Source organism: Klebsiella sp. GN_Kp190 (assembly GCF_040061795.1).
GTDB classification, from domain to species: domain Bacteria; phylum Pseudomonadota; class Gammaproteobacteria; order Enterobacterales; family Enterobacteriaceae; genus Klebsiella; species Klebsiella michiganensis.
This window is the reverse complement of the sequence record NZ_JBEAFN010000043.1, coordinates 1-26,131: the sequence shown is the minus strand read 5'-3', so window position 1 is coordinate 26,131 and position 26,131 is coordinate 1. Positions and strand designations below refer to the sequence as shown.

The 26,131-nt window shown below is 50.9% G+C and carries 47 protein-coding genes; 40 read left to right on the top strand and 7 right to left on the bottom strand.

Features of this window, described 5'->3' with window-relative positions:
* The 3 genes from ABLU67_RS23215 to bfr form a co-directional block, all read left to right on the top strand.
* Positions 1-101: elongation factor Tu (locus tag ABLU67_RS23215; RefSeq protein ID WP_072082104.1), on the top strand; the 101-nt coding region annotated here is incomplete at its 5' end.
* 173 nt (positions 102-274) lie between these two features.
* Positions 275-469 carry a bacterioferritin-associated ferredoxin gene (bfd, locus tag ABLU67_RS23210; RefSeq protein ID WP_004125913.1) on the top strand — a complete coding sequence of 65 codons (195 nt, stop codon included), beginning with the start codon at positions 275-277 and terminating at the stop codon, positions 467-469.
* Positions 470-543: 74 nt separating this feature from the next.
* A complete protein-coding gene (bfr, locus tag ABLU67_RS23205) occupies positions 544-1,020 on the top strand; it encodes a bacterioferritin (RefSeq protein WP_004125910.1) in 477 nt (158 codons plus the stop codon).
* On the opposite strand, the gene ABLU67_RS23200 is transcribed toward bfr, so the two are convergent.
* Positions 1,004-1,477 (bottom strand): A24 family peptidase, encoded by a 474-nt coding sequence (locus ABLU67_RS23200; RefSeq protein WP_049081124.1) that lies wholly within the window; start codon positions 1,475-1,477, stop codon positions 1,004-1,006. The two genes, bfr and ABLU67_RS23200, sit on opposite strands and share 17 nt — an antisense overlap.
* A 380-nt stretch (positions 1,478-1,857) precedes the next feature.
* Here ABLU67_RS23200 and rpsJ point away from each other — a divergent pair, with 380 nt between their 5' ends.
* The 31 genes from rpsJ to ABLU67_RS23045 all read left to right on the top strand — a co-directional run bounded on the left by rpsJ (position 1,858) and on the right by ABLU67_RS23045 (position 16,736).
* Positions 1,858-2,169, top strand: coding sequence for a 30S ribosomal protein S10 (gene rpsJ / locus ABLU67_RS23195; RefSeq protein WP_001181005.1), 312 nt, complete (start codon positions 1,858-1,860; stop codon positions 2,167-2,169).
* Positions 2,170-2,201: 32 nt separating this feature from the next.
* Complete coding sequence (gene rplC / locus ABLU67_RS23190; RefSeq protein ID WP_004106354.1) at positions 2,202-2,831, top strand: 50S ribosomal protein L3; 630 nt, start codon at positions 2,202-2,204, stop codon at positions 2,829-2,831.
* Between the two features lie 10 nt (positions 2,832-2,841).
* Positions 2,842-3,447, top strand: coding sequence for a 50S ribosomal protein L4 (rplD, locus tag ABLU67_RS23185; RefSeq protein WP_003031119.1), 606 nt, complete (start codon positions 2,842-2,844; stop codon positions 3,445-3,447).
* Complete coding sequence (rplW, locus tag ABLU67_RS23180; RefSeq protein WP_000617546.1) at positions 3,444-3,746, top strand: 50S ribosomal protein L23; 303 nt, start codon at positions 3,444-3,446, stop codon at positions 3,744-3,746. The genes rplD and rplW overlap by 4 nt, the downstream gene beginning before the upstream one ends.
* A 17-nt stretch (positions 3,747-3,763) precedes the next feature.
* Positions 3,764-4,585 carry a 50S ribosomal protein L2 gene (rplB, locus tag ABLU67_RS23175; protein ID WP_000301869.1) on the top strand — a complete coding sequence of 274 codons (822 nt, stop codon included), beginning with the start codon at positions 3,764-3,766 and terminating at the stop codon, positions 4,583-4,585.
* Positions 4,586-4,601: 16 nt separating this feature from the next.
* Positions 4,602-4,880: a 30S ribosomal protein S19 gene (rpsS, locus tag ABLU67_RS23170; protein ID WP_001138115.1), complete on the top strand. Its 279-nt coding sequence runs from the start codon at positions 4,602-4,604 to the stop codon at positions 4,878-4,880.
* 14 nt (positions 4,881-4,894) lie between these two features.
* Complete coding sequence (rplV, locus tag ABLU67_RS23165) at positions 4,895-5,227, top strand: 50S ribosomal protein L22 (protein WP_002919773.1); 333 nt, start codon at positions 4,895-4,897, stop codon at positions 5,225-5,227.
* A 17-nt stretch (positions 5,228-5,244) separates the two neighbouring features.
* Positions 5,245-5,943: a 30S ribosomal protein S3 gene (gene rpsC, locus ABLU67_RS23160; protein ID WP_004106350.1), complete on the top strand. Its 699-nt coding sequence runs from the start codon at positions 5,245-5,247 to the stop codon at positions 5,941-5,943.
* A gap of 12 nt (positions 5,944-5,955) precedes the next feature.
* Complete coding sequence (gene rplP, locus ABLU67_RS23155; protein WP_002919759.1) at positions 5,956-6,366, top strand: 50S ribosomal protein L16; 411 nt, start codon at positions 5,956-5,958, stop codon at positions 6,364-6,366.
* Entirely contained in the window at positions 6,366-6,557 is a 192-nt protein-coding gene (gene rpmC, locus ABLU67_RS23150) for a 50S ribosomal protein L29 (protein ID WP_002919754.1), read from the top strand. The genes rplP and rpmC overlap by 1 nt, the downstream gene beginning before the upstream one ends.
* Positions 6,557-6,811 (top strand): 30S ribosomal protein S17, encoded by a 255-nt coding sequence (rpsQ, locus tag ABLU67_RS23145; protein ID WP_004106347.1) that lies wholly within the window; start codon positions 6,557-6,559, stop codon positions 6,809-6,811. Before rpmC ends, rpsQ begins: the two co-directional genes overlap by 1 nt.
* Positions 6,812-6,976: 165 nt before the next feature.
* The gene (rplN, locus tag ABLU67_RS23140) at positions 6,977-7,348 is read left to right on the top strand and encodes a 50S ribosomal protein L14 (RefSeq protein WP_000613954.1); all 372 of its coding nucleotides are present in this window, start codon (positions 6,977-6,979) and stop codon (positions 7,346-7,348) included.
* A 10-nt stretch (positions 7,349-7,358) separates the two neighbouring features.
* Positions 7,359-7,673 carry a 50S ribosomal protein L24 gene (rplX, locus tag ABLU67_RS23135; protein ID WP_004106345.1) on the top strand — a complete coding sequence of 105 codons (315 nt, stop codon included), beginning with the start codon at positions 7,359-7,361 and terminating at the stop codon, positions 7,671-7,673.
* Between the two features lie 14 nt (positions 7,674-7,687).
* Positions 7,688-8,227, top strand: a complete 540-nt coding sequence (rplE, locus tag ABLU67_RS23130) for a 50S ribosomal protein L5 (RefSeq protein ID WP_001096202.1) — start codon at positions 7,688-7,690, stop codon at positions 8,225-8,227.
* 14 nt (positions 8,228-8,241) lie between these two features.
* A complete protein-coding gene (gene rpsN, locus ABLU67_RS23125; RefSeq protein WP_002919667.1) occupies positions 8,242-8,547 on the top strand; it encodes a 30S ribosomal protein S14 in 306 nt (101 codons plus the stop codon).
* A 33-nt stretch (positions 8,548-8,580) separates the two neighbouring features.
* Positions 8,581-8,973, top strand: coding sequence for a 30S ribosomal protein S8 (rpsH, locus tag ABLU67_RS23120; protein WP_004106343.1), 393 nt, complete (start codon positions 8,581-8,583; stop codon positions 8,971-8,973).
* A 12-nt stretch (positions 8,974-8,985) separates the two neighbouring features.
* Positions 8,986-9,519, top strand: coding sequence for a 50S ribosomal protein L6 (gene rplF / locus ABLU67_RS23115; protein ID WP_025107523.1), 534 nt, complete (start codon positions 8,986-8,988; stop codon positions 9,517-9,519).
* Positions 9,520-9,528: 9 nt separating this feature from the next.
* Complete coding sequence (rplR, locus tag ABLU67_RS23110) at positions 9,529-9,882, top strand: 50S ribosomal protein L18 (RefSeq protein ID WP_000358960.1); 354 nt, start codon at positions 9,529-9,531, stop codon at positions 9,880-9,882.
* A gap of 14 nt (positions 9,883-9,896) precedes the next feature.
* A complete protein-coding gene (rpsE, locus tag ABLU67_RS23105) occupies positions 9,897-10,400 on the top strand; it encodes a 30S ribosomal protein S5 (RefSeq protein WP_004106339.1) in 504 nt (167 codons plus the stop codon).
* 3 nt (positions 10,401-10,403) lie between these two features.
* Positions 10,404-10,583 carry a 50S ribosomal protein L30 gene (gene rpmD / locus ABLU67_RS23100; protein ID WP_001140434.1) on the top strand — a complete coding sequence of 60 codons (180 nt, stop codon included), beginning with the start codon at positions 10,404-10,406 and terminating at the stop codon, positions 10,581-10,583.
* Positions 10,584-10,586: 3 nt separating this feature from the next.
* Positions 10,587-11,021: a 50S ribosomal protein L15 gene (gene rplO, locus ABLU67_RS23095; protein ID WP_004106336.1), complete on the top strand. Its 435-nt coding sequence runs from the start codon at positions 10,587-10,589 to the stop codon at positions 11,019-11,021.
* A gap of 7 nt (positions 11,022-11,028) precedes the next feature.
* The gene (gene secY / locus ABLU67_RS23090; RefSeq protein WP_004106334.1) at positions 11,029-12,360 is read left to right on the top strand and encodes a preprotein translocase subunit SecY; all 1,332 of its coding nucleotides are present in this window, start codon (positions 11,029-11,031) and stop codon (positions 12,358-12,360) included.
* Between the two features lie 31 nt (positions 12,361-12,391).
* Complete coding sequence (gene rpmJ / locus ABLU67_RS23085) at positions 12,392-12,508, top strand: 50S ribosomal protein L36 (protein WP_000868187.1); 117 nt, start codon at positions 12,392-12,394, stop codon at positions 12,506-12,508.
* Positions 12,509-12,654: 146 nt separating this feature from the next.
* Positions 12,655-13,011 carry a 30S ribosomal protein S13 gene (gene rpsM / locus ABLU67_RS23080; protein ID WP_004106333.1) on the top strand — a complete coding sequence of 119 codons (357 nt, stop codon included), beginning with the start codon at positions 12,655-12,657 and terminating at the stop codon, positions 13,009-13,011.
* 16 nt (positions 13,012-13,027) lie between these two features.
* The gene (rpsK, locus tag ABLU67_RS23075; protein ID WP_004138423.1) at positions 13,028-13,417 is read left to right on the top strand and encodes a 30S ribosomal protein S11; all 390 of its coding nucleotides are present in this window, start codon (positions 13,028-13,030) and stop codon (positions 13,415-13,417) included.
* 33 nt (positions 13,418-13,450) lie between these two features.
* Positions 13,451-14,071: a 30S ribosomal protein S4 gene (gene rpsD, locus ABLU67_RS23070; protein ID WP_004125897.1), complete on the top strand. Its 621-nt coding sequence runs from the start codon at positions 13,451-13,453 to the stop codon at positions 14,069-14,071.
* A gap of 25 nt (positions 14,072-14,096) precedes the next feature.
* Positions 14,097-15,086, top strand: a complete 990-nt coding sequence (gene rpoA, locus ABLU67_RS23065; protein WP_002919219.1) for a DNA-directed RNA polymerase subunit alpha — start codon at positions 14,097-14,099, stop codon at positions 15,084-15,086.
* A gap of 40 nt (positions 15,087-15,126) precedes the next feature.
* On the top strand, positions 15,127-15,513 hold the full coding sequence (gene rplQ / locus ABLU67_RS23060; protein WP_001216372.1) for a 50S ribosomal protein L17: 387 nt from the start codon (positions 15,127-15,129) through the stop codon (positions 15,511-15,513).
* 107 nt (positions 15,514-15,620) lie between these two features.
* Complete coding sequence (locus ABLU67_RS23055) at positions 15,621-15,989, top strand: DUF1992 domain-containing protein (RefSeq protein WP_348852547.1); 369 nt, start codon at positions 15,621-15,623, stop codon at positions 15,987-15,989.
* A 2-nt stretch (positions 15,990-15,991) separates the two neighbouring features.
* Positions 15,992-16,417 carry a Zn(2+)-responsive transcriptional regulator gene (gene zntR / locus ABLU67_RS23050; protein ID WP_014227035.1) on the top strand — a complete coding sequence of 142 codons (426 nt, stop codon included), beginning with the start codon at positions 15,992-15,994 and terminating at the stop codon, positions 16,415-16,417.
* Between the two features lie 58 nt (positions 16,418-16,475).
* The gene (locus ABLU67_RS23045) at positions 16,476-16,736 is read left to right on the top strand and encodes an alternative ribosome-rescue factor A (protein WP_071846056.1); all 261 of its coding nucleotides are present in this window, start codon (positions 16,476-16,478) and stop codon (positions 16,734-16,736) included.
* On the opposite strand, the gene mscL is transcribed toward ABLU67_RS23045, so the two are convergent.
* The 5 genes from mscL to def all read right to left on the bottom strand — a co-directional run bounded on the left by mscL (position 16,690) and on the right by def (position 21,454).
* Positions 16,690-17,103, bottom strand: coding sequence for a large-conductance mechanosensitive channel protein MscL (gene mscL, locus ABLU67_RS23040; RefSeq protein WP_004106310.1), 414 nt, complete (start codon positions 17,101-17,103; stop codon positions 16,690-16,692). The two genes, ABLU67_RS23045 and mscL, sit on opposite strands and share 47 nt — an antisense overlap.
* Positions 17,104-17,243: 140 nt before the next feature.
* On the bottom strand, positions 17,244-18,620 hold the full coding sequence (trkA, locus tag ABLU67_RS23035; RefSeq protein ID WP_004125888.1) for a Trk system potassium transporter TrkA: 1,377 nt from the start codon (positions 18,618-18,620) through the stop codon (positions 17,244-17,246).
* 21 nt (positions 18,621-18,641) lie between these two features.
* A complete protein-coding gene (rsmB, locus tag ABLU67_RS23030) occupies positions 18,642-19,931 on the bottom strand; it encodes a 16S rRNA (cytosine(967)-C(5))-methyltransferase RsmB (RefSeq protein WP_032751524.1) in 1,290 nt (429 codons plus the stop codon).
* A gap of 51 nt (positions 19,932-19,982) precedes the next feature.
* Entirely contained in the window at positions 19,983-20,930 is a 948-nt protein-coding gene (gene fmt / locus ABLU67_RS23025) for a methionyl-tRNA formyltransferase (RefSeq protein WP_025107519.1), read from the bottom strand.
* Between the two features lie 14 nt (positions 20,931-20,944).
* Positions 20,945-21,454: a peptide deformylase gene (gene def / locus ABLU67_RS23020; protein WP_004854751.1), complete on the bottom strand. Its 510-nt coding sequence runs from the start codon at positions 21,452-21,454 to the stop codon at positions 20,945-20,947.
* Between the two features lie 129 nt (positions 21,455-21,583).
* Here def and dprA point away from each other — a divergent pair, with 129 nt between their 5' ends.
* From dprA to ABLU67_RS22990, 6 genes are read left to right on the top strand one after another with little or no spacing between them, the layout of a single operon-like run.
* The gene (gene dprA, locus ABLU67_RS23015; protein ID WP_014227031.1) at positions 21,584-22,708 is read left to right on the top strand and encodes a DNA-protecting protein DprA; all 1,125 of its coding nucleotides are present in this window, start codon (positions 21,584-21,586) and stop codon (positions 22,706-22,708) included.
* Positions 22,680-23,153 carry a DUF494 family protein Smg gene (gene smg, locus ABLU67_RS23010; protein WP_004125874.1) on the top strand — a complete coding sequence of 158 codons (474 nt, stop codon included), beginning with the start codon at positions 22,680-22,682 and terminating at the stop codon, positions 23,151-23,153. The genes dprA and smg overlap by 29 nt, the downstream gene beginning before the upstream one ends.
* Before the next feature lie 27 nt (positions 23,154-23,180).
* Complete coding sequence (locus tag ABLU67_RS23005) at positions 23,181-23,723, top strand: type I DNA topoisomerase (RefSeq protein ID WP_014227029.1); 543 nt, start codon at positions 23,181-23,183, stop codon at positions 23,721-23,723.
* A gap of 4 nt (positions 23,724-23,727) precedes the next feature.
* On the top strand, positions 23,728-24,300 hold the full coding sequence (gene tsaC, locus ABLU67_RS23000) for an L-threonylcarbamoyladenylate synthase type 1 TsaC (RefSeq protein ID WP_004854739.1): 573 nt from the start codon (positions 23,728-23,730) through the stop codon (positions 24,298-24,300).
* Between the two features lie 3 nt (positions 24,301-24,303).
* Complete coding sequence (gene aroE / locus ABLU67_RS22995; RefSeq protein WP_014227028.1) at positions 24,304-25,122, top strand: shikimate dehydrogenase; 819 nt, start codon at positions 24,304-24,306, stop codon at positions 25,120-25,122.
* Positions 25,119-25,376 carry a DUF1488 domain-containing protein gene (locus tag ABLU67_RS22990; protein WP_102804053.1) on the top strand — a complete coding sequence of 86 codons (258 nt, stop codon included), beginning with the start codon at positions 25,119-25,121 and terminating at the stop codon, positions 25,374-25,376. The genes aroE and ABLU67_RS22990 overlap by 4 nt, the downstream gene beginning before the upstream one ends.
* Here the strand turns inward: ABLU67_RS22990 and ABLU67_RS22985 are convergent.
* Entirely contained in the window at positions 25,352-25,906 is a 555-nt protein-coding gene (locus tag ABLU67_RS22985; RefSeq protein WP_014839658.1) for a gamma carbonic anhydrase family protein, read from the bottom strand. The two genes, ABLU67_RS22990 and ABLU67_RS22985, sit on opposite strands and share 25 nt — an antisense overlap.
* Positions 25,907-26,131 lie beyond the last annotated feature (225 nt).

The window sequence follows — 26,131 nt, the reverse complement described above, 5'->3', positions numbered from 1 at the left end:
CCCTGATCCACCCGATCGCGATGGACGACGGTCTGCGTTTCGCAATCCGTGAAGGCGGCCGTACCGTTGGCGCGGGCGTTGTTGCTAAAGTTCTGGGCTAATATTTAGTTCTGAATTAAAAAGGGCGCTAAGGCGCCCTTTTTGCTGTCTGCTATTTGCATGAAGCAGCACAGTGACTGACAGCAAAGAGATTAAACGCCTATTTAATAAACAGCCTATTGTAATCATAACTATTCTCATTTACACTTTGTCTGTAAGTTGAACGGGAGTATATATGTACGTTTGTCTGTGTAATGGTGTGAACGATAAAAAAATTCGTCAGGCTGTGCGCCAATTCAATCCTCAGTCTTTTCAGCAGCTGCGGAAATTTATTCCCGTTGGAAATCAATGTGGTAAGTGCGTTCGTGCAGCACGAGAAATTATGGAAGATGAATTAACCCGCATGCCGGAATATCAAGAGATCGCCTGAAGCCTCTCAGCTTTACTTTGACATCCCTATAGCCCGAACTACGCTTCAATAAGTGGAAGCGGAGGGACTATATAATGAAAGGTGATGTCAAAATCATAAGTTATCTCAATAAATTATTGGGAAATGAGCTAGTCGCAATTAATCAATACTTTCTCCATGCGAGAATGTTCAAGAACTGGGGCCTGATGCGCCTCAATGATGTCGAGTACCACGAATCTATCGATGAAATGAAGCATGCCGATAAGTATATCGAGCGCATTTTATTTCTCGAAGGGATCCCGAACCTGCAGGATCTCGGCAAACTCCGCATCGGAGAAGACGTCGAGGAGATGCTGCAATCCGACCTGAGGCTGGAACTGGAAGGGGCGAAGGATCTGCGTGAAGCCATCGCCTATGCTGACAGCGTCCACGACTACGTCAGCCGTGATATGTTAATCACCATCCTCGCCGATGAAGAAGGCCATATCGACTGGCTGGAAACCGAGCTGGACTTGATAGGTAAAATTGGTCTGCAGAATTATCTTCAGTCGCAGATTAAAGTGGCTGACTAAAAAACGTCTGCCAACCACATAGCAAACCCGCTGTGGCCAGGAAAGGGCCGAAAGGCAGCGGGTTACGTAAAGCCTGCCTGTGTTTACCGCACAGCATAAGAACCGTTACGGCAGCGCAGGCGAGAATCGTTGCTATAAGTACGAGCTGCGGTAAAACTCTCCATCCCTGCCATGCCCCTAGTGCGGCGAGAAATTTAACATCGCCGTAGCCGATGCCTTCACGCCCGCGTATTCCCCTGTAGAGCCAATAGATCAACGCAAAGGCCAGATAGCCTACTATCGCTCCCCAGACTGCATGCTGCAGATTGGCTGGTGACATACACAGATAATAAAGCAACCCGCCCCACAGCAGAGGGCAGGTAAATTTATCGGGTAGCAAGCCATAGCGCAGATCGTGCCAACAAAGCGTGAGTAATAACCCGCCATAAATAATAAAGAATGCCAAAGTCGCTATCATCGATGGTTTCCATGTGGTGGCCCTGGGTACCGAGTGTGATGCAGGAGCCTGGCCTCTGGCAAAAGCTAATAAACAGGAATGGATGTCACGCTCCAGAGTATTTGCCGGCCTTTCATGGCATTGCCAGGGGCCTGGAAGTGAGCTCGCAGAAACAGGTGATGATTTTGTACGCAGCCCTTGCGTTGTCGCTGAATTTGCGTATAATGCGCGGGCCTGTCAAAGTTGACGGCCGGTTCGATATGAACCCTGGTAGCAGCAACACGCTACCAAACAATGTCCCCAATTGGGGGACTATGTAAGAACGGTTACACTCTCCCATCAATCGTAATGGGTATGAGGAGTAACCATTTCGTCTATAAAATAATTGGAGCTCTGGTCTCATGCAGAACCAAAGAATCCGTATCCGCCTTAAAGCGTTTGATCATCGTCTGATCGATCAATCAACCGCGGAAATCGTCGAGACTGCTAAGCGCACTGGTGCGCAAGTCCGTGGTCCGATCCCGCTGCCGACCCGCAAAGAGCGCTTTACCGTTCTGATCTCTCCGCACGTTAACAAAGACGCGCGCGATCAGTACGAAATCCGCACTCATAAGCGTCTGGTTGACATCGTTGAGCCAACTGAAAAAACCGTTGATGCTCTGATGCGTCTGGATCTGGCTGCCGGTGTAGACGTGCAGATCAGCCTGGGTTAATCAGGTCATCGAGCGATTGAGAGGTTGAAACAATGATTGGTTTAGTCGGTAAAAAAGTGGGCATGACCCGCATCTTCACTGAAGATGGCGTATCTATCCCAGTAACCGTAATCGAAGTTGAAGCAAACCGCGTTACTCAGGTTAAAGATCTGGCTAACGATGGCTACCGTGCCGTTCAGGTGACCACTGGTGCTAAAAAAGCTAACCGTGTAACCAAACCGGAAGCGGGTCACTTCGCTAAAGCTGGCGTAGAAGCTGGCCGTGGTCTGTGGGAATTCCGTCTGGCTGACGGCGAAGAGTTCACCGTAGGTCAGGACATTAGCGTTGAGCTGTTTGCTGACGTTAAAAAAGTTGACGTAACCGGTACCTCTAAAGGTAAAGGTTTTGCTGGTACCGTTAAGCGCTGGAACTTCCGTACCCAGGACGCTACTCACGGTAACTCCTTGTCTCACCGCGTTCCGGGTTCTATCGGTCAGAACCAGACTCCGGGCAAAGTGTTCAAAGGCAAGAAAATGGCAGGTCAGCTGGGTAACGAACGTGTCACCGTTCAGAGCCTGGACGTAGTACGTGTTGACGCTGAGCGCAACCTGCTGCTGGTTAAAGGCGCGGTCCCGGGTGCAACCGGTAGCGACCTGATCGTTAAACCAGCTGTGAAGGCGTAAGGGGATAGCAATGGAATTAGTATTGAAAGACGCGCAGAGCGCGCTGACTGTTTCCGAAACTACCTTCGGTCGTGATTTCAACGAAGCGCTGGTTCACCAGGTTGTAGTTGCTTATGCAGCTGGTGCTCGTCAGGGTACTCGTGCTCAGAAGACTCGTGCTGAAGTAACTGGTTCAGGCAAAAAGCCGTGGCGCCAGAAAGGTACCGGCCGTGCGCGTTCAGGTTCTATCAAGAGCCCGATCTGGCGTTCAGGTGGCGTGACCTTCGCTGCGCGTCCGCAGGACCACAGTCAAAAAGTTAACAAAAAGATGTACCGCGGCGCGCTGAAAAGCATTCTGTCCGAACTGGTACGTCAGGATCGTCTGATCGTTGTCGAATCTTTCTCTGTAGAAGCGCCTAAAACTAAGCTGCTGGCACAGAAACTGAAAGACATGGCTCTGGAAGATGTGCTGATCATCACCGGTGAGCTGGACGAGAACCTGTTCCTTGCTGCGCGCAACCTGCACAAGGTTGACGTACGTGATGCAACTGGTATCGACCCGGTTAGCCTGATCGCCTTCGACAAAGTCGTAATGACTGCTGATGCTGTTAAGCAAGTTGAGGAGATGCTGGCATGATTCGTGAAGAACGTCTGCTGAAGGTGCTGCGCGCACCGCACGTTTCTGAAAAAGCGTCTACTGCGATGGAAAAAACTAACACCATCGTTCTCAAAGTTGCTAAAGACGCGACCAAAGCAGAGATCAAAGCTGCTGTGCAGAAACTGTTTGAAGTCGAAGTCGAAGTCGTTAACACCCTGGTTGTTAAAGGGAAAGTTAAACGTCACGGACAGCGTATCGGTCGTCGTAGCGACTGGAAAAAAGCTTACGTCACCCTGAAGGAAGGCCAGAATCTGGACTTCGTCGGCGGCGCTGAGTAAGTCGGAGGAGTAATACAATGGCAGTTGTTAAATGTAAACCGACATCTCCGGGTCGTCGCCACGTTGTTAAAGTGGTCAACCCAGAGCTGCACAAGGGCAAACCTTTTGCTCCGCTGGTTGAAAAAAACAGCAAATCCGGTGGTCGTAACAACAATGGCCGTATCACCACCCGTCATATCGGTGGTGGTCACAAACAGGCCTACCGTATTGTTGACTTCAAACGCAACAAAGATGGTATCCCGGCAGTTGTTGAACGTCTTGAGTACGATCCGAACCGCTCCGCGAACATCGCGCTGGTTCTGTACAAAGACGGTGAGCGCCGTTACATTCTGGCCCCTAAAGGCCTGAAAGCTGGCGACCAGATTCAATCTGGCGTTGATGCTGCAATCAAAGCAGGCAACACCCTGCCGATGCGCAATATCCCGGTTGGTTCTACCGTTCATAACGTAGAAATGAAACCAGGTAAAGGCGGTCAGCTGGCTCGTTCCGCTGGTACTTACGTTCAGATCGTTGCTCGCGATGGTGCTTATGTCACCCTGCGTCTGCGTTCTGGTGAAATGCGTAAAGTCGAAGCAGACTGCCGCGCTACTCTGGGCGAAGTTGGCAATGCTGAGCATATGCTGCGCGTTCTGGGTAAAGCAGGTGCTGCACGCTGGCGTGGTGTTCGTCCTACCGTTCGCGGTACTGCGATGAACCCAGTCGACCACCCACATGGTGGTGGTGAAGGTCGTAACTTTGGTAAGCACCCGGTAACTCCGTGGGGCGTTCAGACCAAAGGTAAGAAGACCCGCAGCAACAAGCGTACTGATAAATTCATCGTACGTCGCCGTAGCAAATAATTTTAGAGGATAAGCCATGCCACGTTCTCTCAAGAAAGGTCCTTTTATTGACCTGCACTTGCTGAAGAAGGTAGAGAAAGCGGTGGAAAGCGGAGACAAGAAGCCCCTGCGCACTTGGTCCCGTCGTTCAACGATCTTTCCTAACATGATCGGTTTGACCATCGCTGTCCATAATGGTCGTCAGCACGTTCCAGTTTTTGTTTCCGACGAAATGGTTGGTCACAAACTGGGTGAATTCGCACCGACTCGTACTTATCGCGGCCACGCTGCTGATAAAAAAGCGAAGAAGAAATAAGGTAGGAGGAAGAGATGGAAACTTTAGCTCAACATCGCCATGCTCGTTCTTCTGCTCAGAAGGTTCGCCTTGTTGCTGACCTGATTCGCGGTAAGAAAGTGTCGCAGGCCCTGGATATTCTGACCTACACCAATAAGAAAGCTGCTGTACTGGTCAAGAAGGTACTGGAATCTGCCATTGCTAACGCTGAACACAACGATGGCGCTGACATTGATGATCTGAAAGTTGCGAAAATTTTCGTAGACGAAGGCCCGAGCATGAAGCGCATTATGCCGCGTGCTAAAGGTCGTGCAGATCGCATCCTGAAGCGCACCAGCCACATTACTGTGGTTGTGTCCGATCGCTGAGACTCTGGAGACTAGCAATGGGTCAGAAAGTACATCCTAATGGTATTCGCCTGGGTATTGTAAAACCATGGAACTCAACCTGGTTTGCGAACACCAAAGAATTCGCTGACAACCTGGACAGCGATTTTAAAGTACGTCAGTACCTGACTAAGGAACTGGCGAAAGCGTCTGTATCTCGCATCGTTATCGAGCGTCCGGCTAAAAGCATCCGTGTGACCATTCACACTGCTCGCCCGGGTATCGTTATCGGTAAGAAAGGCGAAGACGTAGAAAAACTGCGCAAGGTCGTCGCGGATCTCGCTGGCGTGCCTGCACAGATCAATATTGCCGAAGTTCGTAAGCCTGAACTGGACGCTAAATTGGTTGCTGACAGCATCACTTCTCAGCTGGAACGTCGCGTTATGTTCCGTCGTGCTATGAAGCGTGCTGTACAGAACGCAATGCGTCTGGGCGCTAAAGGTATCAAAGTTGAAGTTAGCGGCCGTCTGGGCGGCGCGGAAATCGCACGTACCGAATGGTACCGTGAAGGTCGCGTACCGCTGCACACTCTGCGTGCTGACATCGACTACAACACCTCTGAAGCGCACACCACTTACGGTGTAATCGGCGTTAAGGTATGGATCTTCAAAGGTGAGATCCTGGGTGGTATGGCTGCTGTTGAACAACCGGAACCGGCTGCTCAACCTAAAAAGCAGCAGCGTAAAGGCCGTAAATAAGGAGCGTCGCTGATGTTACAACCAAAGCGTACAAAATTCCGTAAAGTGCACAAAGGCCGCAACCGTGGTCTGGCGCAGGGTACGGATGTTAGCTTCGGCACTTTCGGTCTGAAAGCTGTTGGCCGTGGTCGTCTGACTGCACGTCAGATCGAAGCAGCACGTCGTGCTATGACCCGTGCAGTTAAGCGTCAAGGTAAGATCTGGATCCGTGTATTCCCGGACAAACCGATCACCGAGAAGCCGCTGGAAGTTCGTATGGGTAAAGGTAAAGGTAACGTGGAGTACTGGGTTGCCTTGATTCAGCCGGGTAAAGTCCTTTATGAAATGGACGGCGTACCGGAAGAGCTGGCCCGTGAAGCATTCGGCCTGGCAGCAGCGAAACTGCCGATCAAAACCACCTTTGTAACTAAGACGGTGATGTAATGAAAGCAAAAGAGCTGCGTGAAAAAAGCGTTGAAGAGCTGAACGCTGAGCTGCTGAACCTGCTGCGTGAGCAGTTCAACCTGCGTATGCAGGCTGCAAGTGGCCAGCTGCAACAGACTCATCTGCTGAAGCAAGTGCGTCGTGATGTTGCACGCGTTAAGACTTTACTGACTCAGAAGGCGGGTGCGTAATGACCGATAAAATCCGTACTCTGCAAGGTCGCGTGGTTAGCGACAAAATGGAGAAATCCATTGTTGTTGCTATCGAACGTATGGTGAAACACCCGGTATACGGCAAATTCATCAAGCGTACGACCAAACTGCACGTACATGACGAGAACAACGAATGCGGTATCGGCGACGTGGTTGAAATCCGCGAATGCCGTCCGCTGTCCAAGACTAAGTCCTGGACGCTGGTTCGCGTTGTAGAGAAAGCGGTTCTGTAATAGAGTACGCATTCTCGATACGGATAAACGGCTCAGCGATGAGCCGTTTATTTTTTCTACCCATATCTGATTTGCGGTGTTATAATGCCGCGCCCTCGATATGGGGCTTTTTTAACGACCCTATTTTTGGGTCTCAGTAGTAGTTGACATTAGCGGAGCACTAAAATGATCCAAGAACAGACTATGCTGAACGTCGCCGACAACTCCGGTGCACGTCGCGTAATGTGTATCAAGGTTCTGGGTGGCTCGCACCGTCGCTACGCAGGCGTAGGCGACATCATCAAGATCACCATCAAAGAAGCAATTCCGCGTGGTAAGGTCAAAAAAGGTGATGTGCTGAAGGCGGTAGTGGTGCGCACCAAGAAGGGTGTTCGTCGCCCGGACGGTTCTGTCATTCGCTTCGATGGTAATGCATGCGTTATTTTAAACAATAACAGCGAGCAGCCCATCGGTACGCGTATTTTTGGGCCGGTAACTCGTGAACTTCGTAACGAGAAGTTCATGAAAATTATCTCTCTGGCCCCAGAAGTACTCTAAGGAGCGAATCATGGCAGCGAAAATCCGTCGTGATGACGAAGTTATCGTGTTAACCGGTAAAGATAAAGGTAAACGCGGTAAAGTTAAGAATGTCTTGTCTTCCGGCAAGCTCATTGTTGAAGGTATCAACCTGGTTAAGAAACACCAGAAGCCGGTTCCGGCTCTGAACCAACCAGGCGGCATCGTTGAAAAAGAAGCTGCTATTCAGGTTTCTAACGTTGCAATCTTCAATGCGGCAACCGGCAAGGCTGACCGTGTAGGCTTTAGATTCGAAGACGGCAAAAAAGTCCGTTTCTTCAAATCTAACAGCGAAACTATCAAGTAATTTGGAGTAGTACGATGGCGAAACTGCATGATTACTACAAAGACGAAGTAGTTAAAAAACTCATGACTGAGTTTAACTACAATTCTGTCATGCAAGTCCCTCGGGTCGAGAAGATCACCCTGAACATGGGTGTTGGTGAAGCGATCGCTGACAAGAAACTGCTGGATAACGCAGCAGCCGATCTGACAGCAATCTCCGGTCAAAAACCGCTGATCACCAAAGCACGCAAATCAGTTGCAGGCTTCAAAATCCGTCAGGGCTATCCGATCGGCTGTAAAGTAACTCTGCGTGGCGAACGCATGTGGGAGTTCTTTGAGCGCCTGATCACTATTGCTGTACCGCGTATCCGTGACTTCCGTGGCTTGTCCGCTAAGTCTTTCGACGGTCGTGGCAACTACAGCATGGGTGTCCGTGAGCAGATCATCTTCCCAGAAATCGACTACGATAAAGTCGACCGCGTTCGTGGTTTGGATATTACCATTACCACTACTGCGAAATCTGATGAAGAAGGCCGCGCTCTGCTGGCTGCCTTTGACTTCCCGTTCCGCAAGTAAGGTAGGGTTACTTAATGGCTAAGCAATCAATGAAAGCACGCGAAGTAAAGCGCGTGGCTTTAGCTGATAAATTCTTCGCTAAACGCGCTGAACTGAAAGCTATCATCTCTGATGTGAACGCAACCGACGAAGATCGTTGGAATGCTGTTCTCAAGCTGCAGACTCTGCCGCGTGATTCCAGCCCGTCTCGTCAGCGTAATCGCTGCCGTCAAACAGGTCGTCCGCATGGTTTCCTGCGGAAGTTCGGGTTGAGCCGTATCAAGGTCCGTGAAGCCGCAATGCGCGGTGAAATCCCGGGTCTGAAAAAGGCTAGCTGGTAATTGTCACCAATTGAATCACGGGAGTAAAGACAGATGAGCATGCAAGATCCGATCGCGGATATGCTGACCCGTATCCGTAACGGTCAGGCCGCGAATAAAGCTGCGGTCACCATGCCTTCCTCCAAGCTGAAAGTGGCAATTGCCAACGTGCTGAAGGAAGAAGGCTTTATTGAAGATTTTAAAGTTGAAGGCGACATCAAGCCGGAACTGGAACTGACTCTTAAGTATTTCCAGGGTAAAGCTGTTGTAGAAAGCATTCAGCGTGTCAGCCGCCCAGGTCTGCGCATCTACAAACGTAAAGATGAGCTGCCGAAAGTTATGGCGGGTCTGGGTATCGCGGTTATTTCTACCTCTAAAGGTGTTATGACCGATCGTGCAGCGCGCCAGGCTGGTCTTGGTGGCGAAATTATCTGCTACGTAGCCTAATCGGAGGAAAAAATGTCTCGTGTTGCTAAAGCACCGGTCGTTGTTCCTGCCGGCGTTGATGTAAAAATCAACGGTCAGGTTATTACGATCAAAGGTAAAAACGGCGAGCTGACTCGTACCCTCAACAATGCTGTTGAAGTTAAACATGCAGAAAATGCTCTGACCTTCGGTCCGCGTGATGGTTTCGTGGATGGATGGGCTCAGGCTGGTACCGCGCGTGCCCTGCTGAACTCAATGGTTGTTGGTGTTACCGAAGGCTTCACTAAAAAGCTTCAGCTGGTTGGTGTAGGCTATCGTGCAGCGGTCAAAGGGGATGTAGTAAACCTGGCTTTAGGTTTCTCTCATCCTGTTGAGCATAAACTGCCGGCCGGTATCACTGCAGAATGTCCGACTCAAACTGAAATCGTGCTGAAAGGCGCTGATAAGCAGGTGATCGGCCAGGTTGCAGCAGATCTGCGCGCCTACCGTCGTCCTGAGCCTTATAAAGGTAAGGGTGTTCGTTACGCCGACGAAGTCGTGCGTACCAAAGAGGCTAAGAAGAAGTAAGGTAACACTATGGATAAGAAATCTGCTCGTATCCGTCGTGCGACCCGCGCACGCCGCAAGCTCCAGGAGCTGGGTGCAACTCGCCTGGTGGTACATCGTACCCCGCGTCATATTTACGCACAGGTAATTGCACCGAACGGTTCTGAAGTTCTGGTAGCTGCTTCTACTGTAGAAAAAGCTATCGCTGAACAACTGAAGTACACCGGTAACAAAGACGCGGCAGCAGCTGTGGGTAAAGCTGTTGCTGAACGCGCTCTGGAAAAAGGCATCAAAGATGTTTCCTTTGACCGTTCCGGGTTCCAATATCATGGTCGTGTCCAGGCACTGGCAGATGCTGCCCGTGAAGCTGGCCTTCAGTTCTAAGGTAGAGGTGTAAGATGGCTCACATCGAAAAACAAGCTGGCGAACTGCAGGAAAAGCTGATCGCGGTTAACCGCGTATCTAAAACCGTTAAAGGTGGTCGTATTTTCTCCTTCACAGCTCTGACTGTAGTTGGTGACGGTAACGGTCGCGTTGGTTTTGGTTACGGTAAAGCGCGTGAAGTTCCAGCAGCGATCCAGAAAGCGATGGAAAAAGCCCGTCGCAATATGATTAACGTCGCGCTGAACCACGGCACCCTGCAGCACCCGGTTAAAGGTGTTCACACGGGTTCTCGTGTATTCATGCAGCCAGCTTCCGAAGGTACCGGTATCATCGCCGGTGGTGCAATGCGCGCCGTTCTGGAAGTTGCTGGAGTTCATAACGTTCTGGCCAAAGCATATGGTTCCACCAACCCGATCAACGTGGTTCGTGCAACTATTGATGGCCTGGAAAATATGAATTCTCCAGAAATGGTCGCTGCCAAGCGTGGTAAATCCGTTGAAGAAATTCTGGGGAAATAAACCATGGCAAAGACTATTAAAATTACTCAAACCCGCAGTGCAATCGGTCGTCTGCCGAAACACAAGGCAACGCTGCTTGGCCTGGGTCTGCGTCGTATTGGTCACACCGTAGAGCGCGAGGATACTCCTGCTGTTCGTGGTATGGTCAACGCGGTTTCCTTCATGGTTAAAGTTGAGGAGTAAGAGATGCGTTTAAATACTCTGTCTCCGGCCGAAGGCTCCAAAAAGGCGGGTAAACGCCTGGGTCGTGGTATCGGTTCTGGCCTCGGTAAAACCGGTGGTCGTGGTCACAAAGGTCAGAACTCTCGTTCTGGTGGTGGCGTACGTCGCGGTTTCGAAGGTGGTCAGATGCCTCTGTACCGTCGTCTGCCGAAATTCGGCTTCACTTCTCGTAAAGCGATGATCACCGCAGAAGTTCGTCTGTCTGATCTTGCTCACGTAGAAGGCGATGTTATCGACCTGAACACGCTGAAAGCGGCTAACATTATCGGTATCCAGATCGAATTCGCGAAAGTGATCCTGTCTGGTGAAGTATCTCGTCCGGTAACTGTTCGTGGCCTGCGCGTGACTAAAGGTGCTCGTGCTGCTATCGAAGCTGCTGGCGGTAAAATTGAGGAATAAGTAGCAGATGGCTAAGCAACCGGGATTAGATTTTCAAAGTGCCAAAGGTGGGATTGGCGAACTGAAGCGCAGACTGTTGTTTGTAATCGGTGCGTTGATTGTGTTCCGTATTGGCTCTTTTATTCCGATCCCTGGTATTGATGCCGCTGTACTTGCCAAACTGCTTGAGCAACAGCGAGGCACCATCATTGAAATGTTCAACATGTTCTCTGGTGGTGCTCTCAGCCGTGCTTCTATCTTTGCGTTGGGTATCATGCCGTATATTTCGGCATCGATCATTGTCCAGCTGCTGACGGTTGTTTATCAGCCGTTAGCGGAGCTGAAGAAAGAAGGGGAGTCTGGTCGTCGTAAGATCAGCCAGTACACCCGCTACGGTACTCTGGTGCTGGCGATATTCCAGTCGATCGGTATTGCTACCGGTCTGCCGAATATGCCTGGTATGCAGGGCCTGGTGATTAATCCAGGCTTTGCATTCTATTTCACCGCTGTTGTTAGTCTGGTCTCAGGAACGATGTTCCTGATGTGGCTCGGCGAACAGATTACTGAGCGCGGTATCGGAAACGGTATCTCAATCATTATCTTCGCCGGTATCGTTGCGGGTCTCCCGCCGGCCATCGCCCATACTATCGAGCAAGCGCGTCAAGGCGACCTGCACTTCCTCCTGTTGCTGTTGGTTGCAGTATTAGTATTTGCAGTGACCTTCTTTGTTGTCTTTGTAGAGCGTGGTCAACGCCGCATTGTGGTAAACTACGCTAAACGTCAACAGGGTCGTCGTGTCTATGCTGCACAGAGCACACATTTACCGCTGAAAGTGAATATGGCAGGGGTTATCCCGGCAATCTTCGCTTCCAGTATTATTCTGTTCCCGGCTACCATTACATCATGGTTCGGGGGCGGTACTGGTTGGAACTGGCTGACAACAATTTCGCTGTATTTGCAGCCTGGGCAACCGCTTTATGTGTTACTCTATGCGTCTGCAATCATCTTCTTCTGTTTCTTCTACACGGCGTTGGTTTTCAACCCGCGTGAAACAGCAGATAACCTGAAGAAGTCCGGTGCATTTGTACCAGGAATTCGTCCGGGAGAGCAAACGGCGAAGTATATCGATAAAGTAATGACTCGCCTGACTTTGGTCGGTGCGTTATACATCACTTTTATCTGCCTGATCCCGGAGTTCATGCGTGATGCAATGAAAGTACCGTTCTACTTTGGTGGGACCTCACTGCTTATCGTTGTTGTCGTGATTATGGACTTTATGGCTCAAGTGCAAACTCTGATGATGTCGAGTCAGTACGAGTCTGCATTGAAGAAGGCGAACCTGAAAGGCTACGGCCGCTAACAGGTCGCTCGAGAAGTTACGGAGAGTAAAAATGAAAGTTCGTGCTTCCGTCAAGAAATTATGCCGTAACTGCAAAATCGTTAAGCGTGATGGCGTCATCCGCGTGATTTGCAGTGCCGAGCCGAAGCATAAACAGCGCCAAGGCTGATTTATTCGCATATTTTTCTTGCAAAGTTGGGTTGAGCTGGCTAGATTAGCCAGCCAATCTTTTGTATGTCTGTACGTTTCCATTTGAGTATCCTGAAAACGGGCTTTTCAGCATGGTGCGTACATATTAAATAGTAGGAGTGCATAGTGGCCCGTATAGCAGGCATTAACATTCCTGATCACAAACATACCGTAATCGCATTAACTGCTATTTTCGGTATCGGCAAGACCCGCTCTAAAGCCATCTGTGCTGACACGGGTATCGCTGAAAATGTTAAGATCAGTGAGCTGTCTGAAGAACAAATTGAATCCCTGCGTGAAGCGGTTGGTAAATTTGTCGTTGAAGGTGATCTGCGCCGTGAAATCACCCTGAGCATCAAGCGTCTGATGGACCTTGGTTGCTATCGTGGTTTACGCCATCGTCGTGGTCTTCCGGTTCGCGGTCAGCGTACTAAGACCAACGCACGTACCCGTAAGGGTCCGCGTAAACCGATCAAGAAATAGTCGGGGTGATTGAATAATGGCAAAGGCACCAGTTCGTGCACGTAAGCGTGTAAGAAAACAAGTCTCTGATGGCGTGGCTCATGTCCATGCTTCTTTTAACAACACCATCGTTACCATTACCGATCGTCAGGGTAACGCGCTGGGTTGGGCAACAGCCGGTGGTTCCGGTTTCCGTGGTTCTCGCAAATCCACTCCGTTTGCAGCTCAGGTTGCAGCAGAGCGTTGCGCTGAAGCCGTAAAAGAATACGGCATCAAGAATCTGGAAGTTATGGTCAAAGGTCCGGGTCCAGGTCGCGAATCTACTATTCGTGCACTGAACGCCGCTGGTTTCCGCATCACTAATATTACTGATGTGACTCCGATCCCTCATAACGGTTGTCGTCCGCCGAAAAAACGTCGCGTATAACGCGTTCGTTTCTAGGATTGTTGGAGAAAGAAAATGGCAAGATATTTGGGTCCTAAGCTCAAGCTGAGCCGTCGTGAGGGCACAGACCTGTTCCTTAAGTCTGGCGTTCGCGCGATCGATACCAAGTGTAAAATTGAACAAGCTCCTGGCCAGCACGGTGCGCGTAAACCGCGTCTGTCTGACTATGGTGTGCAGTTGCGTGAAAAGCAAAAAGTTCGCCGTATGTACGGTGTGCTGGAGCGTCAGTTCCGTAACTACTATAAAGAAGCAGCGCGTCTGAAAGGCAACACCGGTGAAAACCTGTTGACTCTGCTGGAAGGTCGTCTGGACAACGTTGTATACCGTATGGGCTTCGGCGCGACTCGTGCTGAATCACGTCAGCTGGTTAGCCACAAAGCTATCATGGTAAACGGTCGTGTTGTTAACATCGCTTCTTATCAGGTTAAAGCGAATGACGTTGTCAGCATTCGTGAGAAAGCGAAAAAGCAATCTCGCGTGAAAGCCGCTCTGGAGCTGGCTGAGCAGCGTGAAAAGCCAACCTGGCTGGAAGTTGATGCTGGCAAGATGGAAGGTACGTTCAAGCGTCAGCCGGAACGTTCTGATCTGTCTGCGGACATTAACGAACACCTGATCGTCGAGCTTTACTCCAAGTAAAGCTTAGTACCAAAGAGAGGACACAATGCAGGGTTCTGTGACAGAGTTTCTAAAACCGCGCCTGGTCGATATCGAGCAAGTGAGTTCGACGCACGCCAAGGTGACCCTTGAACCTTTAGAGCGTGGCTTTGGCCATACTCTTGGTAACGCACTGCGCCGTATTCTGCTCTCATCGATGCCGGGTTGCGCGGTGACCGAGGTTGAGATTGATGGTGTACTTCATGAGTACAGCACCAAAGAAGGCGTTCAGGAAGATATCCTTGAAATCCTGCTCAACCTGAAAGGGCTGGCGGTGAGAGTTCAGGGTAAAGATGAAGTTATCCTTACTTTGAACAAATCTGGCATTGGCCCTGTGACCGCAGCCGACATTACCCATGACGGTGATGTCGAAATCGTCAAGCCGCAACATGTGATCTGCCACCTGACCGATGAGAACGCAGCTATTAGCATGCGTATCAAAGTTCAGCGCGGTCGCGGTTATGTGCCGGCTTCTGCCCGAATTCATTCGGAAGAAGATGAGCGCCCAATCGGCCGTCTGCTGGTCGACGCATGCTACAGCCCTGTAGAGCGTATTGCCTACAATGTTGAAGCAGCGCGTGTAGAACAGCGTACCGACCTGGACAAGCTGGTCATCGAAATGGAAACCAACGGCACAATCGATCCTGAAGAGGCGATTCGTCGTGCGGCAACCATCCTGGCAGAACAACTGGAAGCTTTCGTTGATTTACGTGATGTACGTCAGCCGGAAGTGAAAGAAGAGAAACCAGAATTCGATCCGATCCTGCTGCGCCCTGTTGACGATCTCGAATTGACTGTCCGCTCTGCTAACTGCCTTAAGGCAGAAGCTATCCACTATATCGGTGATCTGGTACAGCGTACCGAGGTTGAGTTGCTGAAAACGCCGAACCTGGGTAAAAAATCTCTTACTGAGATTAAAGACGTGCTGGCTTCACGTGGTTTGTCTCTGGGCATGCGCCTGGAAAACTGGCCACCGGCAAGCATTGCTGACGAGTAACCGGATCACAGGTTAAGGTTTTACTGAGAAGGATAAGGTCATGCGCCATCGTAAGAGTGGTCGTCAACTGAACCGCAACAGCAGCCATCGCCAGGCTATGTTCCGTAACATGGCTGGTTCGCTGGTTCGTCATGAAATCATCAAGACGACCCTGCCGAAAGCGAAAGAACTGCGTCGCGTAGTTGAGCCGCTGATTACTCTTGCCAAGACTGATAGCGTTGCTAATCGTCGTCTGGCATTCGCCCGTACTCGTGATAATGAGATCGTGGCAAAACTGTTTAACGAGCTGGGCCCGCGTTTCGCGAGCCGCGCCGGTGGTTACACTCGTATTCTGAAGTGTGGCTTCCGTGCAGGCGACAACGCGCCGATGGCATACATCGAGCTGGTTGATCGCTCTGAATCGAAAGCAGAAGCTGCTGCAGAGTAATCTGTAGTAACGTAAAAAAACCCGCTCCGGCGGGTTTTTTTATATCCTCCCTATTCCTGCTTGTTTACAATATCTGCATTATTTTTGTTCATCCCCGGAGCCTTATGATGTGGTTACTGGATCAGTGGGCAGAACGCCATATTCTTGATGCACAGCACAAAGGTGAGTTTGATAACCTGCCGGGAAGTGGGGAGCCACTGACTCTGGACGATGACTCGCATGTGCCGCCTGAGCTACGCGCAGGCTATCGATTACTCAAGAATGCGGGTTGTTTACCTCCCGAACTTGAGCATCGTAAAGAAGCCGTGATGCTCAATGACTTACTTAAAGGCGTTCAGGAGCGCGATCCCCGCTATGCTGAGCTGAGCCGTCGTCTGGCGCTGCTCGAGTTAAAGCTGCGGCAGGCGGGCTTGAACACTCACTTTCTGCGTGGGGATTACGCGGATAAGTTGCTGCAAAAGATTAATGAGGAGTAATCATGTACCGCATAGGTGAACTGGCTAAATTGGCTGACGTTACTCCCGATACCATCCGCTATTATGAAAAACAGCAGATGATGGATCATAACGTGCGCACTGAAGGTGGCTTTCGTCTCTATTCGGATAACGATCTACAGAGGCTGCGTTTTATTCGCTATGCCAGGCAGCTTGGTTTTACGCTGGAATCGATCCGCGAACTTCTCTCGATCCGCATCGATCCGGAACATCATACCTGTCAGGAATCTAAAGGCATTGTGCAGGCTCGTTTAAGTGAAGTGGAATCCCGGATTAAAGAGTTACAAGCCATGCGTCGTTCTTTGCAGCGCCTCAATGATGCTTGCTGCGGAACAGCGCACAGCAGCGTCTATTGCTCAATTCTTGAAGCACTGGAGCAGGGCGCCAGCAGTCATAATCCAGCACGTTGATTTTTTCATCAGACGCGTCTACACTCACGCCGATTTCTATTACATATCTGGAGAGCTTATGAGCCGCTATCAGCATACTAAAGGGCAAATAAAAGATAACGCCCTTGAGGCACTACTTCATGACCCGTTATTCAGGCAGCGAGTTGAAAAGAACAAGAAAGGGAAAGGTAGCTACCAAAGAAAAGAAAAACATGCGGGACAGAATGGTCGGGAGGCCAGTGGCAAGAAAGTAAATGACTTTTTTACCACTGGCCTTCTGCTTTTAAGGCTTCTTAAGAACGATTGTTTTGTTCTTTCAGCAGGTCACGAATTTCGCTAAGCAGGACTTCTTCTTTGGTTGGCGCCGGTGGTGCTGCCGGGGCCTCTTCCTTTTTCCTGTTCAGTTTATTCATCAGTTTGATTGCCATAAAAATAGCAAACGCCACGATAATAAAATCGAACACGTTCTGAATGAATACGCCGTAATGCATGACGACCGCCGGGATGTCGCCCTGGGCATCCCGTAGCGTCACGGCAAACTGTTTAAAGTCGATTCCGCCAATGAGTAAGCCTAGCGGCGGCATAATAATATCGGCAACTAACGACGATACGATTTTACCAAATGCTGCGCCAATGATGACACCGACTGCCAAATCAACCACATTCCCGCGCATCGCAAATTCGCGAAATTCTTTTAAAAAACTCATTTTATTCTCCTTGAGCCAGCTGACACTGATAAGTTTAACAAATGTATTACTATTTTCCATTACCACGAAATAATTGCAGAAAAATATTATCCTTTGATATACAAGGGATAAAAGAAAGGCGTCTTGTCGACGCCTGCGAACTACAAAAAGAAAGGACTTGGCTGGAATAGTCTTTCGACGTCTGAGATGAATTTTTTGTCAGTCAGGAACATAACGACATGATCCCCTTGCTCAATACGCAGATTGTTATTCGCTATCATGACATCATTACCGCGTACAACGGCGCCAATAATTGTTCCGGGGGGAAGCTTAATCTCATCGATAGCGCGTCCAACCACCCGTGAAGTACTTTCATCTCCGTGCGCGACAGCTTCAATAGCCTCTGCGACACCGCGGCGTAGGGAGGAAACGCCGACAATATCGGCTTTACGCACATGGCTGAGCAACGCAGAGATGGTTGCCTGCTGCGGTGATATTGCAATGTCGATCACGCTCCCCTGGACAAGATCGACGTAGGCACGGCGCTGGATCAGCACCATCACCTTTTTGGCCCCCATGCGCTTTGCGAGCATGGCAGACATAATATTGGCTTCATCATCGTTGGTGACGGCAATGAAAAGATCGACTTGATCGATATGTTCCTCAGCCAGCAATTCTTGATCTGAAGCATCGCCGTAGAAGACGATCGTATTTTGCAGCTTCTCTGCAAGCTCTGCGGCACGCTGTTGATTACGTTCAATCAGTTTGACGCTGTAATCTTTCTCCAGCTTATGGGCGAGCCCGGCGCCAATGTTTCCGCCGCCAACCAGCATGATGCGCTTATACGGCTTTTCGAGGCGCTGGAGTTCGCTCATGACGGCGCGAATATGCTGCGAAGCGGCGATGAAAAACACTTCATCACCGGCTTCAACAATGGTTGAACCTTGTGGCCTGATGGGGCGATCGTGGCGGAAGATAGCGGCTACGCGTGTGTCAATATGCGGCATATGTTCGCGCATAGTTGAAAGTGCGTTTCCCACTAAAGGACCGCCATAATAGGCTTTAACGACTGCGAGGCTTACTTTTCCTTCGGCAAAATTGACAACCTGCAGCGCGCCTGGATACTCAATCAGGCGGTGAATGCTGTCAATGACCAGCTGCTCTGGCGCGATGAGGTGGTCAATAGGAACCGCTTCTGAGTGGAAAAGTTTATCGGCATCACGCACATAATCCGGGGAGCGGATGCGAGCAATACGGTTTGGCGTATTAAACAGCGAATAGGCGACCTGGCAGGCCACCATATTCGTTTCATCTGAGCTGGTCACTGCGACCAGCATATCGGCGTCATCCGCACCCGCCTCACGCAGCACGCGTGGATGCGAGCCGTGGCCCTGAACCACTCTGAGATCAAATTTGTCCTGAAGACTGCGAAGGCGGTCGCCATTCGTGTCTACCAGCGTAATATCGTTGTTCTCTCCGACAAGGTTTTCTGCCAGAGTTCCGCCGACCTGCCCTGCGCCCAATATGATAATTTTCATCAGTCGCGACTCGTTATCTCATTACTTTTTGATTAGCTTAGCGTAAAAGAAGCCGTCACCTTCTTCAGCACCTGGCAAATTTTGCTGGCCCGGCAAATCTGCGCTGCCGGTTTCGCTGAGAACCGCATCCGCAGTACGCTGCAGGAAGGCTTTAATTTGCTGGCTGTTCTCTTCCGGCAATACCGAACACGTTGCGTAAACCAGAGTCCCGCCGGTTTTCAAATGCGGCCATACGGCATCCAGAATTTCAGACTGCAGCTGGGCCAGTTCCGCGATATCACGATCCCGGCGCAGCCACTTGATATCCGGATGACGGCGAATGACGCCGGTGGCGGAACAGGGGGCGTCCAGCAGAATACGATCGAACTGCTGCTCTCCACACCATTGGGCTGGATAACGGCCATCACCTTGTTTAACGGTGGCCTTCATGCCCAGACGCTTCAGGTTGTCATAGACGCGGGAGAGTCGCTGCTCATCAACATCGACGGCCAGCACCTGTGCTTCGGGCGCCGCTTCGAGAATATGTGTGGTTTTACCCCCCGGTGCCGCGCACAGATCCAGAATTTGCTCGCCGTTTTTTGGATCAAGAAATGTGATGCAGCCCTGAGCGGAGGCATCCTGAACGGTAACCCAACCCTCTTCAAACCCCGGCAATGCGTGGACCGGCACCGGTGTTTCCATGCGCACAGCGTCAGGGTAAGCAGGATGAGTAAAACCTTTCATTCCCGCCTCTTCCAGCAGTGCCAGCCAGCTATCGCGCGGATGGTGGACACGGTTTACGCGCAACCACATTGGCGGGCGCTGGTTGTTCGCTTCCACGATCGCTTCCCACTGTGCTGGATAGGCTTTCTGCAGACGTTTCAACAACCAGGACGGATGTAAAAAGCGAATTTCGCTACGAGAAAATTCAGATAACAGTTCTTCCTGCTGGCGCTGAAACTGGCGTAATACGCCGTTAATCAACCCTTTGAGCTGCGGGCGCTTAATCGCTACTGCGCCTTCAACCGTTTCCGCCAATGCAGCATGAGGAGGAATCCGTGTGTACAGCAGTTGGTAAATGCCGACCATAATGAGGTAGTGCACAACACGCTGTTTACCCGTCATCGGCCGGGACATGAGCTTGCCGATCAGCCAATCTAACTGGGAAAGGGTACGTAGCACGCCAAAGCAGAGTTCCTGAAGCAGCGCTTTGTCTTTATCGGATACTTTTTGTTGCAGCGGGGGCAGAACGTTGCTCAGGGATTGCCCTTTTTCGAGAACCTGTTCAACGGCCTGCGCTGCCAGGCTGCGTAAATTGAGTTGTTTTTTCATAAGCACAAAATAAAAATGCCCGGCAACACCGGGCGTATTAAGAAGGGCGCGTCAGACCAGACGGTTGCCAGGAGCGAACCATTCCCGCCGCGAGTTTAATAGATCCTGAGCACTCATTGCTTTTTTCCCGGCAGGCTGTAGCGAGAGTAAATTCAGCACGCCGTCGCTGGTCGCCACCTGAATCCCCTGTTTTGTCGCTTCAATGATGGTCCCCGGTTCGGCTGTTGTGGCCACATCGATAACCGACGCCTGCCAGACTTTTACCGGCTGGCCATCAATTTCTATCCAGCTCATTGGCCACGGGTTAAAGGCGCGAATGCAGCGTTCTAACTGAGCGGCTGGAAGAGACCAGTCGATACGCGCTTCTTCTTTGCTGAGTTTTTGCGCATGGGTAACCAGCGCTTCATCCTGTACAACCGGTTTCGCGGTACCTGCAGCAAGCTGCTTGAGGGTTTCGATCAGCCCCTGCGGCCCCAGGTTAGCCAGCTTGTCGTACAGCGTTCCGCTGGTGTCTTCGGCCGTGATTGGGCACGCAAGTTTATAGAGCATATCACCCGTATCGAGACCGACATCCATCTGCATGATGGTGACACCGGTCTCGGTATCGCCAGCCCACAGCGAACGCTGAATGGGCGCCGCGCCGCGCCAGCGCGGAAGCAACGAACCGTGAACGTTAATGCAGCCCAGGCGCGGCATATCCAGCACGGCTTTTGGTAGAAGGAGCCCATAGGCTACGACGACCATGACGTCTGCACGCAGATCGGAGACGAGCTGCTGATTTTCCTGCGGACGTAGTGAAGCTGGCTGGAATACCGGTATGCCTTTTTCTTCAGCAAGAACTTTCACCGGGCTGGGCATGAGTTTTTTACCACGACCTGCCGGACGGTCCGGTTGGGTGAAGACGCCAACAACGTTGTGTCCAGAGGACAGCAGCGCGTCGAGATGACGTGCTGCAAAGTCAGGGGTGCCGGCAAAAATAATACGTAGTGAGTCTGACACGTTTATTCTCGTCCTTAAGCTCGAGCATTCAGACGGTCAAGTTTCTCAACTTTTTGACGAATGCGTTGTTGCTTGAGCGGTGACAGGTAATCGATGAACAGCTTACCGACGAGGTGATCCATCTCGTGCTGAATGCAGATGGCCAGCAGACCGTCGGCTTCAAGCTCAAAAGGTTTGCCTTCGCGATCGAGCGCGCGGATTTTCACTTTTTCTGCACGCGGCACTAAAGCACGCTGTTCAGGAATAGAGAGGCAGCCCTCTTCAATGCCTGTTTCTCCGCTTTTTTCCAGCAGCTCAGGGTTAATTAATACCAGCTGCTCTTCACGATTTTCTGATACATCAATAACAATAATTCGCTGGTGAATATCCACCTGCGTTGCGGCCAGACCGATACCTTCTTCAGCATACATCGTCTCGAACATATCATCGACGATACGCTGAATTTCTGCATTTACTTCTTCTACCGGCTTTGCGACTTTGCGAAGGCGCTCGTCCGGAATATGTAACACTTGCAAAACTGACATAGTTATCCAGAGTTGTGTTCAGGAGTTGGAAAGATTATTACCTCTATTCTAGACAAAACCCCCTGCAATTGACAGTCTCGCTGTCCAATCGCAAAGATTGTTAAAGTCGCTTGTGGCAGGGGGATAGGGATGACGCCCAGGGAAATTTGGTTACGTTTGATGAGGGTGAGCAGCCTGTATGGCGAGAGTGCTATCAGTGCCGCCCGTCAGCTATGTGCATCTGCGACGTTAGGTCGAGAAGATTTGCGAGCCTGTGGCTTGAGTCTGGCGCAATCGAAGCATTTCCTCAGCGTTAACCAATGCGAGATAGATGCCACGCTGCAATGGCTGGAGCGACCAAATTGCTATCTACTGACTGCCGAAGATCCGCTTTACCCACCCCAGCTGCGGGCGATTGTCGACTTTCCTTGCGCTCTTTTAGTATGTGGAGACCCTGCGCTACTGAGCAGCCGGCAGCTGTCCGTCATTGGGAGCCGGGCGCATTCATGGTATGGCGCTCGTTGGGGGAAACTCTTTAGCGAAGCTTTAGCACGTTATGGTATTACGATCACGAGCGGCCTGGCCCTTGGCATTGATGGAATTGCTCATCGTGGTGCGCTGGAAGGGAAAGGTAAAACGGTTGCTGTTTTAGGGAATGGCTTAAGAGAGATCTATCCTCGCCGTCATCAGGCGCTAGCGGAGCAGATTACAAACAGCTGCGGAGCCATCATTTCTGAGTTTCCGCTGTTTACCCCGCCCCTGCCGGGCAACTTTCCTCGCCGTAACCGGATTATCAGTGGGCTAAGTGCCGGCGTGTTGGTTATTGAGGCGGCCCTGAAAAGCGGCTCATTAGTGACGGTTCGTTATGCTCTGGAGCAGGGAAGGGATGTGTTTGCCCTGCCAGGGCCGATTGGCAGCCCGGGTTCAGAAGGTCCCCACTGGCTTATCAAGCAGGGCGCGATTCCCGTGACAGCCCCGGAAGACATCGTCGAATACTGGCGGGATGAGCTGCCATATGTTCTTCCTGAACCAGATGACGCAAATAATTGCGGTAATCGGCCTTCTGTAGCATTGCCATTTCCAGAGCTCCTGGCTAACGTAGGAGATGAGGTAACACCTGTTGACGTTGTCGCTGAACGTGCCGGCCAATCTGTGCCAGTAACCGTAGCCCAGCTACTAGAACTGGAGTTAGCAGGCTGGATCGCAGCTGTACCCGGCGGCTATGTCCGATTAAGGAGGGCAAGCCATGTTCGACGTACTGATGTATCTGTTTGAAACTTACATCCATAACGAAGCAGAAATGCGCGTGGATCAGGACAAGCTGACTCGGGATCTGACCGATGCCGGTTTTGAACGAGAAGATATCTATAACGCCCTGATGTGGCTGGAGAAACTGGCTGATTACCAGGAGGGGCTTGTTGCGCCAATGCAGCTTGCTTCTGACCCACTCTCGTTACGAGTCTACACCGACGAGGAGTGCCAGCGTCTTGATGCAAGCTGCCGGGGATTCTTATTATTCCTTGAGCAAATTCAGGTGTTGAACCTCGAAACACGGGAAATGGTGATTGAGCGTGTACTGGCGCTGGATACGGCAGAGTTCGATCTGGAAGATCTCAAATGGGTGATCCTGATGGTGCTGTTCAATATTCCCGGTTGCGAAAATGCCTACCAGCAAATGGAAGAATTACTCTTTGAAGTAAATGAAGGTATGCTGCACTAACTTTTTTGCTGCGACATTAGAATTGTTATGACCAAAACAGCGCTGTTCTCGGTGCGTAAAAACGAACCCTGCCCGCAGTGTGGGGCTGAACTGGTAATACGCTCCGGGAAACACGGGCCTTTTCTCGGCTGCTCGCATTATCCTGACTGTGACTATGTCCGGCCCCTGAAAAATCAGGCGGACGGACATATTGTCAAAGTTCTGGAGGGGCAAACGTGCCCGTCTTGCGGCGCAGTGCTGGTACTACGCCAGGGGCGTTTTGGTATGTTTATCGGTTGTAGCAGCTATCCAGATTGCGAACATACTGAACTTATCGATAAGCCGGATGAAACCGCAATTGCCTGCCCACAGTGCGGGCAAGGGCATTTGGTTCAGCGCCGCTCACGTTTTGGAAAAAACTTCCATTCCTGCGATCGTTACCCCGATTGCCAGTTCGTCATAAACTTCAGGCCAGTGGCGGGCGAGTGTCCAGAGTGTCATTACCCGTTGCTAATCGAAAAGAAAACGGCGCAGGGCGTTAAACGCTTCTGTGCCAGCAAACAATGTGGAAAGCCGATACCGGCGGAATAAATCTGTGAATAATAACCTGCCCTCAGAAGCCATCGTACGTGCTGTGGCGCTTCTGAATAATGAACATGTCATCGCCTATCCAACAGAAGCCGTTTTTGGCGTCGGTTGCGATCCCGATAGCGAAAAGGCCGTCATGAGCCTGCTTGCACTTAAACAGCGTCCCGTTGAAAAGGGGCTGATCCTGATTGCGGCGAACTTCGAGCAACTCAAACCCTATATTGACGATACGCAACTTAGCGATGAGCAGCTGGAGACGATTTTTTCTTGCTGGCCAGGGCCTGTGACATTTGTCTTCCCCGCTTGCGCTTCAACGCCGCGTTGGTTGACGGGGCGCTTCAATTCACTGGCTGTGCGAGTCACGGATCATCCGCTGGTGGTCGAACTGTGTAATGCTTACGGAAAACCGCTGGTTTCAACCAGCGCAAATTTGTCTGGCCAGCCTCCTTGCCGCACGACGGCAGAAGTTTATGCGCAGTTTGGCGCTGATTTCCCGGTCGTTGACGGGGCTACGGGAGGGCGTCAAAACCCATCTGAAATACGTGATGCCTTGACGGGCGAACTCTTCCGCCAGGGGTAACTCATGGAAACTTATGCCGTCTTCGGACACCCTATTGCCCATAGCAAGTCGCCATCTATTCATCGGCTTTTTGCTCAGCAGTTGCAAATTACGCATCCCTATGGCCGTATCCTGGCTCCGCTCGATGATTTCGTTACGACTCTCGATACCTTCTTTAATGAAGGCGGTAAGGGAGCGAACGTCACCGTGCCTTTTAAAGAAGAGGCCTTCGCGCGAGCAGATGAGCTAACCGAACGCGCAGCGCTGGCCGGTGCGGTCAATACGCTTAAACGGTTGGAGGATGGCCGCCTGCTGGGGGACAATACCGATGGTATTGGACTACTGAGCGATCTGGAACGGCTGGGTTTTATTAAACCAGGATTCCGGGTATTGCTTATTGGCGCAGGTGGGGCTTCACGCGGCGTTTTGCTTCCTCTCCTGTCGCTGGATTGTGCCGTGACTATTGTTAATCGTACCTATTCTCGCGCCCATGAACTGGCTACGCTTTTTGCTCATACCGGCAGCGTCCGCGCTTTGGATATAGAAGCATTAGGCGGTCAGGAATTTGATCTCATTATTAATGCGACATCCAGCGGTATTGACGGCGGTGTTCCCGCGATCCCTGTTACCTTAATAAATCCCCATGTCTGTTGTTATGACATGTTTTACCAGAAAGGTAGTACGCCATTTTTATCCTTATGCCAGCAACACGGTGCGACAAAATGCGCTGATGGGTTGGGAATGCTGGTGGCGCAGGCTGCTCATGCGGTGCTGTTGTGGCACGGCGTTCTGCCAGAAATTACGCCAGTCATTGCGGCTTTGCAGAAGGAACTGAATGCATGAACCAGGCAATTCAGTTTCCAGACAGAGAGGTATGGGATGAAGCGCATCAATGTATCGCTTTTCCTGCATTAGTTAACGGCATGCAGCTTACCTGCGCCTTAACGCTAACGGTGCTCAAGAAGCGTTTTGGCGGTGAAGAGCCGGCGCAATGGCTGGCCGCTTTTCGTGAACATCGCTGGGATCTGGAAGATGAAGCCCAGGATCTCATTCTCGACCAGCAAGAAGATGCTCAAGGTTGGATCTGGTTTTCCTGAGCCAGGTAATCACCTTTCCACTTTACATAGTTGTTCGCTGAATATTGTAGCCCGGCAATTTCCGCCTCTGTCAGGGGGCGTATCTGTTTTACCGGGTTACCAAAGTAAAGATAGCCACTCTTGAGACGTTTGTTCTGAGGCACCAGACTGCCAGCCCCAATCATTATATCGTCTTCAACAATCACGCCATCCAACAAAATCGAACCCATACCGACCAGGACCCGGTTACCAATAGTGCAGCCGTGTAGCATCACCTTATGACCGACGGTAACATCATCGCCAATGATAAGTGGATTGCCGTGTGGATTAGATGAAGACTTATGCGTGACATGTAAGACGCTGCCGTCCTGAATGTTAGTGCGGGCGCCTATTTCCACATAGTTCACATCACCGCGAATGGCGACCAGAGGCCAGATACTGACATCGTCAGCGATTCTGACATCGCCGATCACCACGCTGCTGCTGTCGATCATCACGCGTAGGCCCGTTTTAGGGAATAAATCTTTATAACGACGCAAGCTGGTGGTCATGGTTACCTCAATAAAAGAAGGGAGTGCAGAGACTTTGGTTGCTTTTCTGGCCGTCTGCAACCCCTTATTGTGGTAAAAATTGAGCGGATTGAGCAAGAACGCCGCGAAGCGGCTGAAAAAACATCATTTGGAAAAAAAGATCGAAAAAAGGCTTGTGCAAAAAAATGGGATCCCTATAATGCGCTCCCACTGACACGGCAGATGTGAATCACTTCACAAACAACC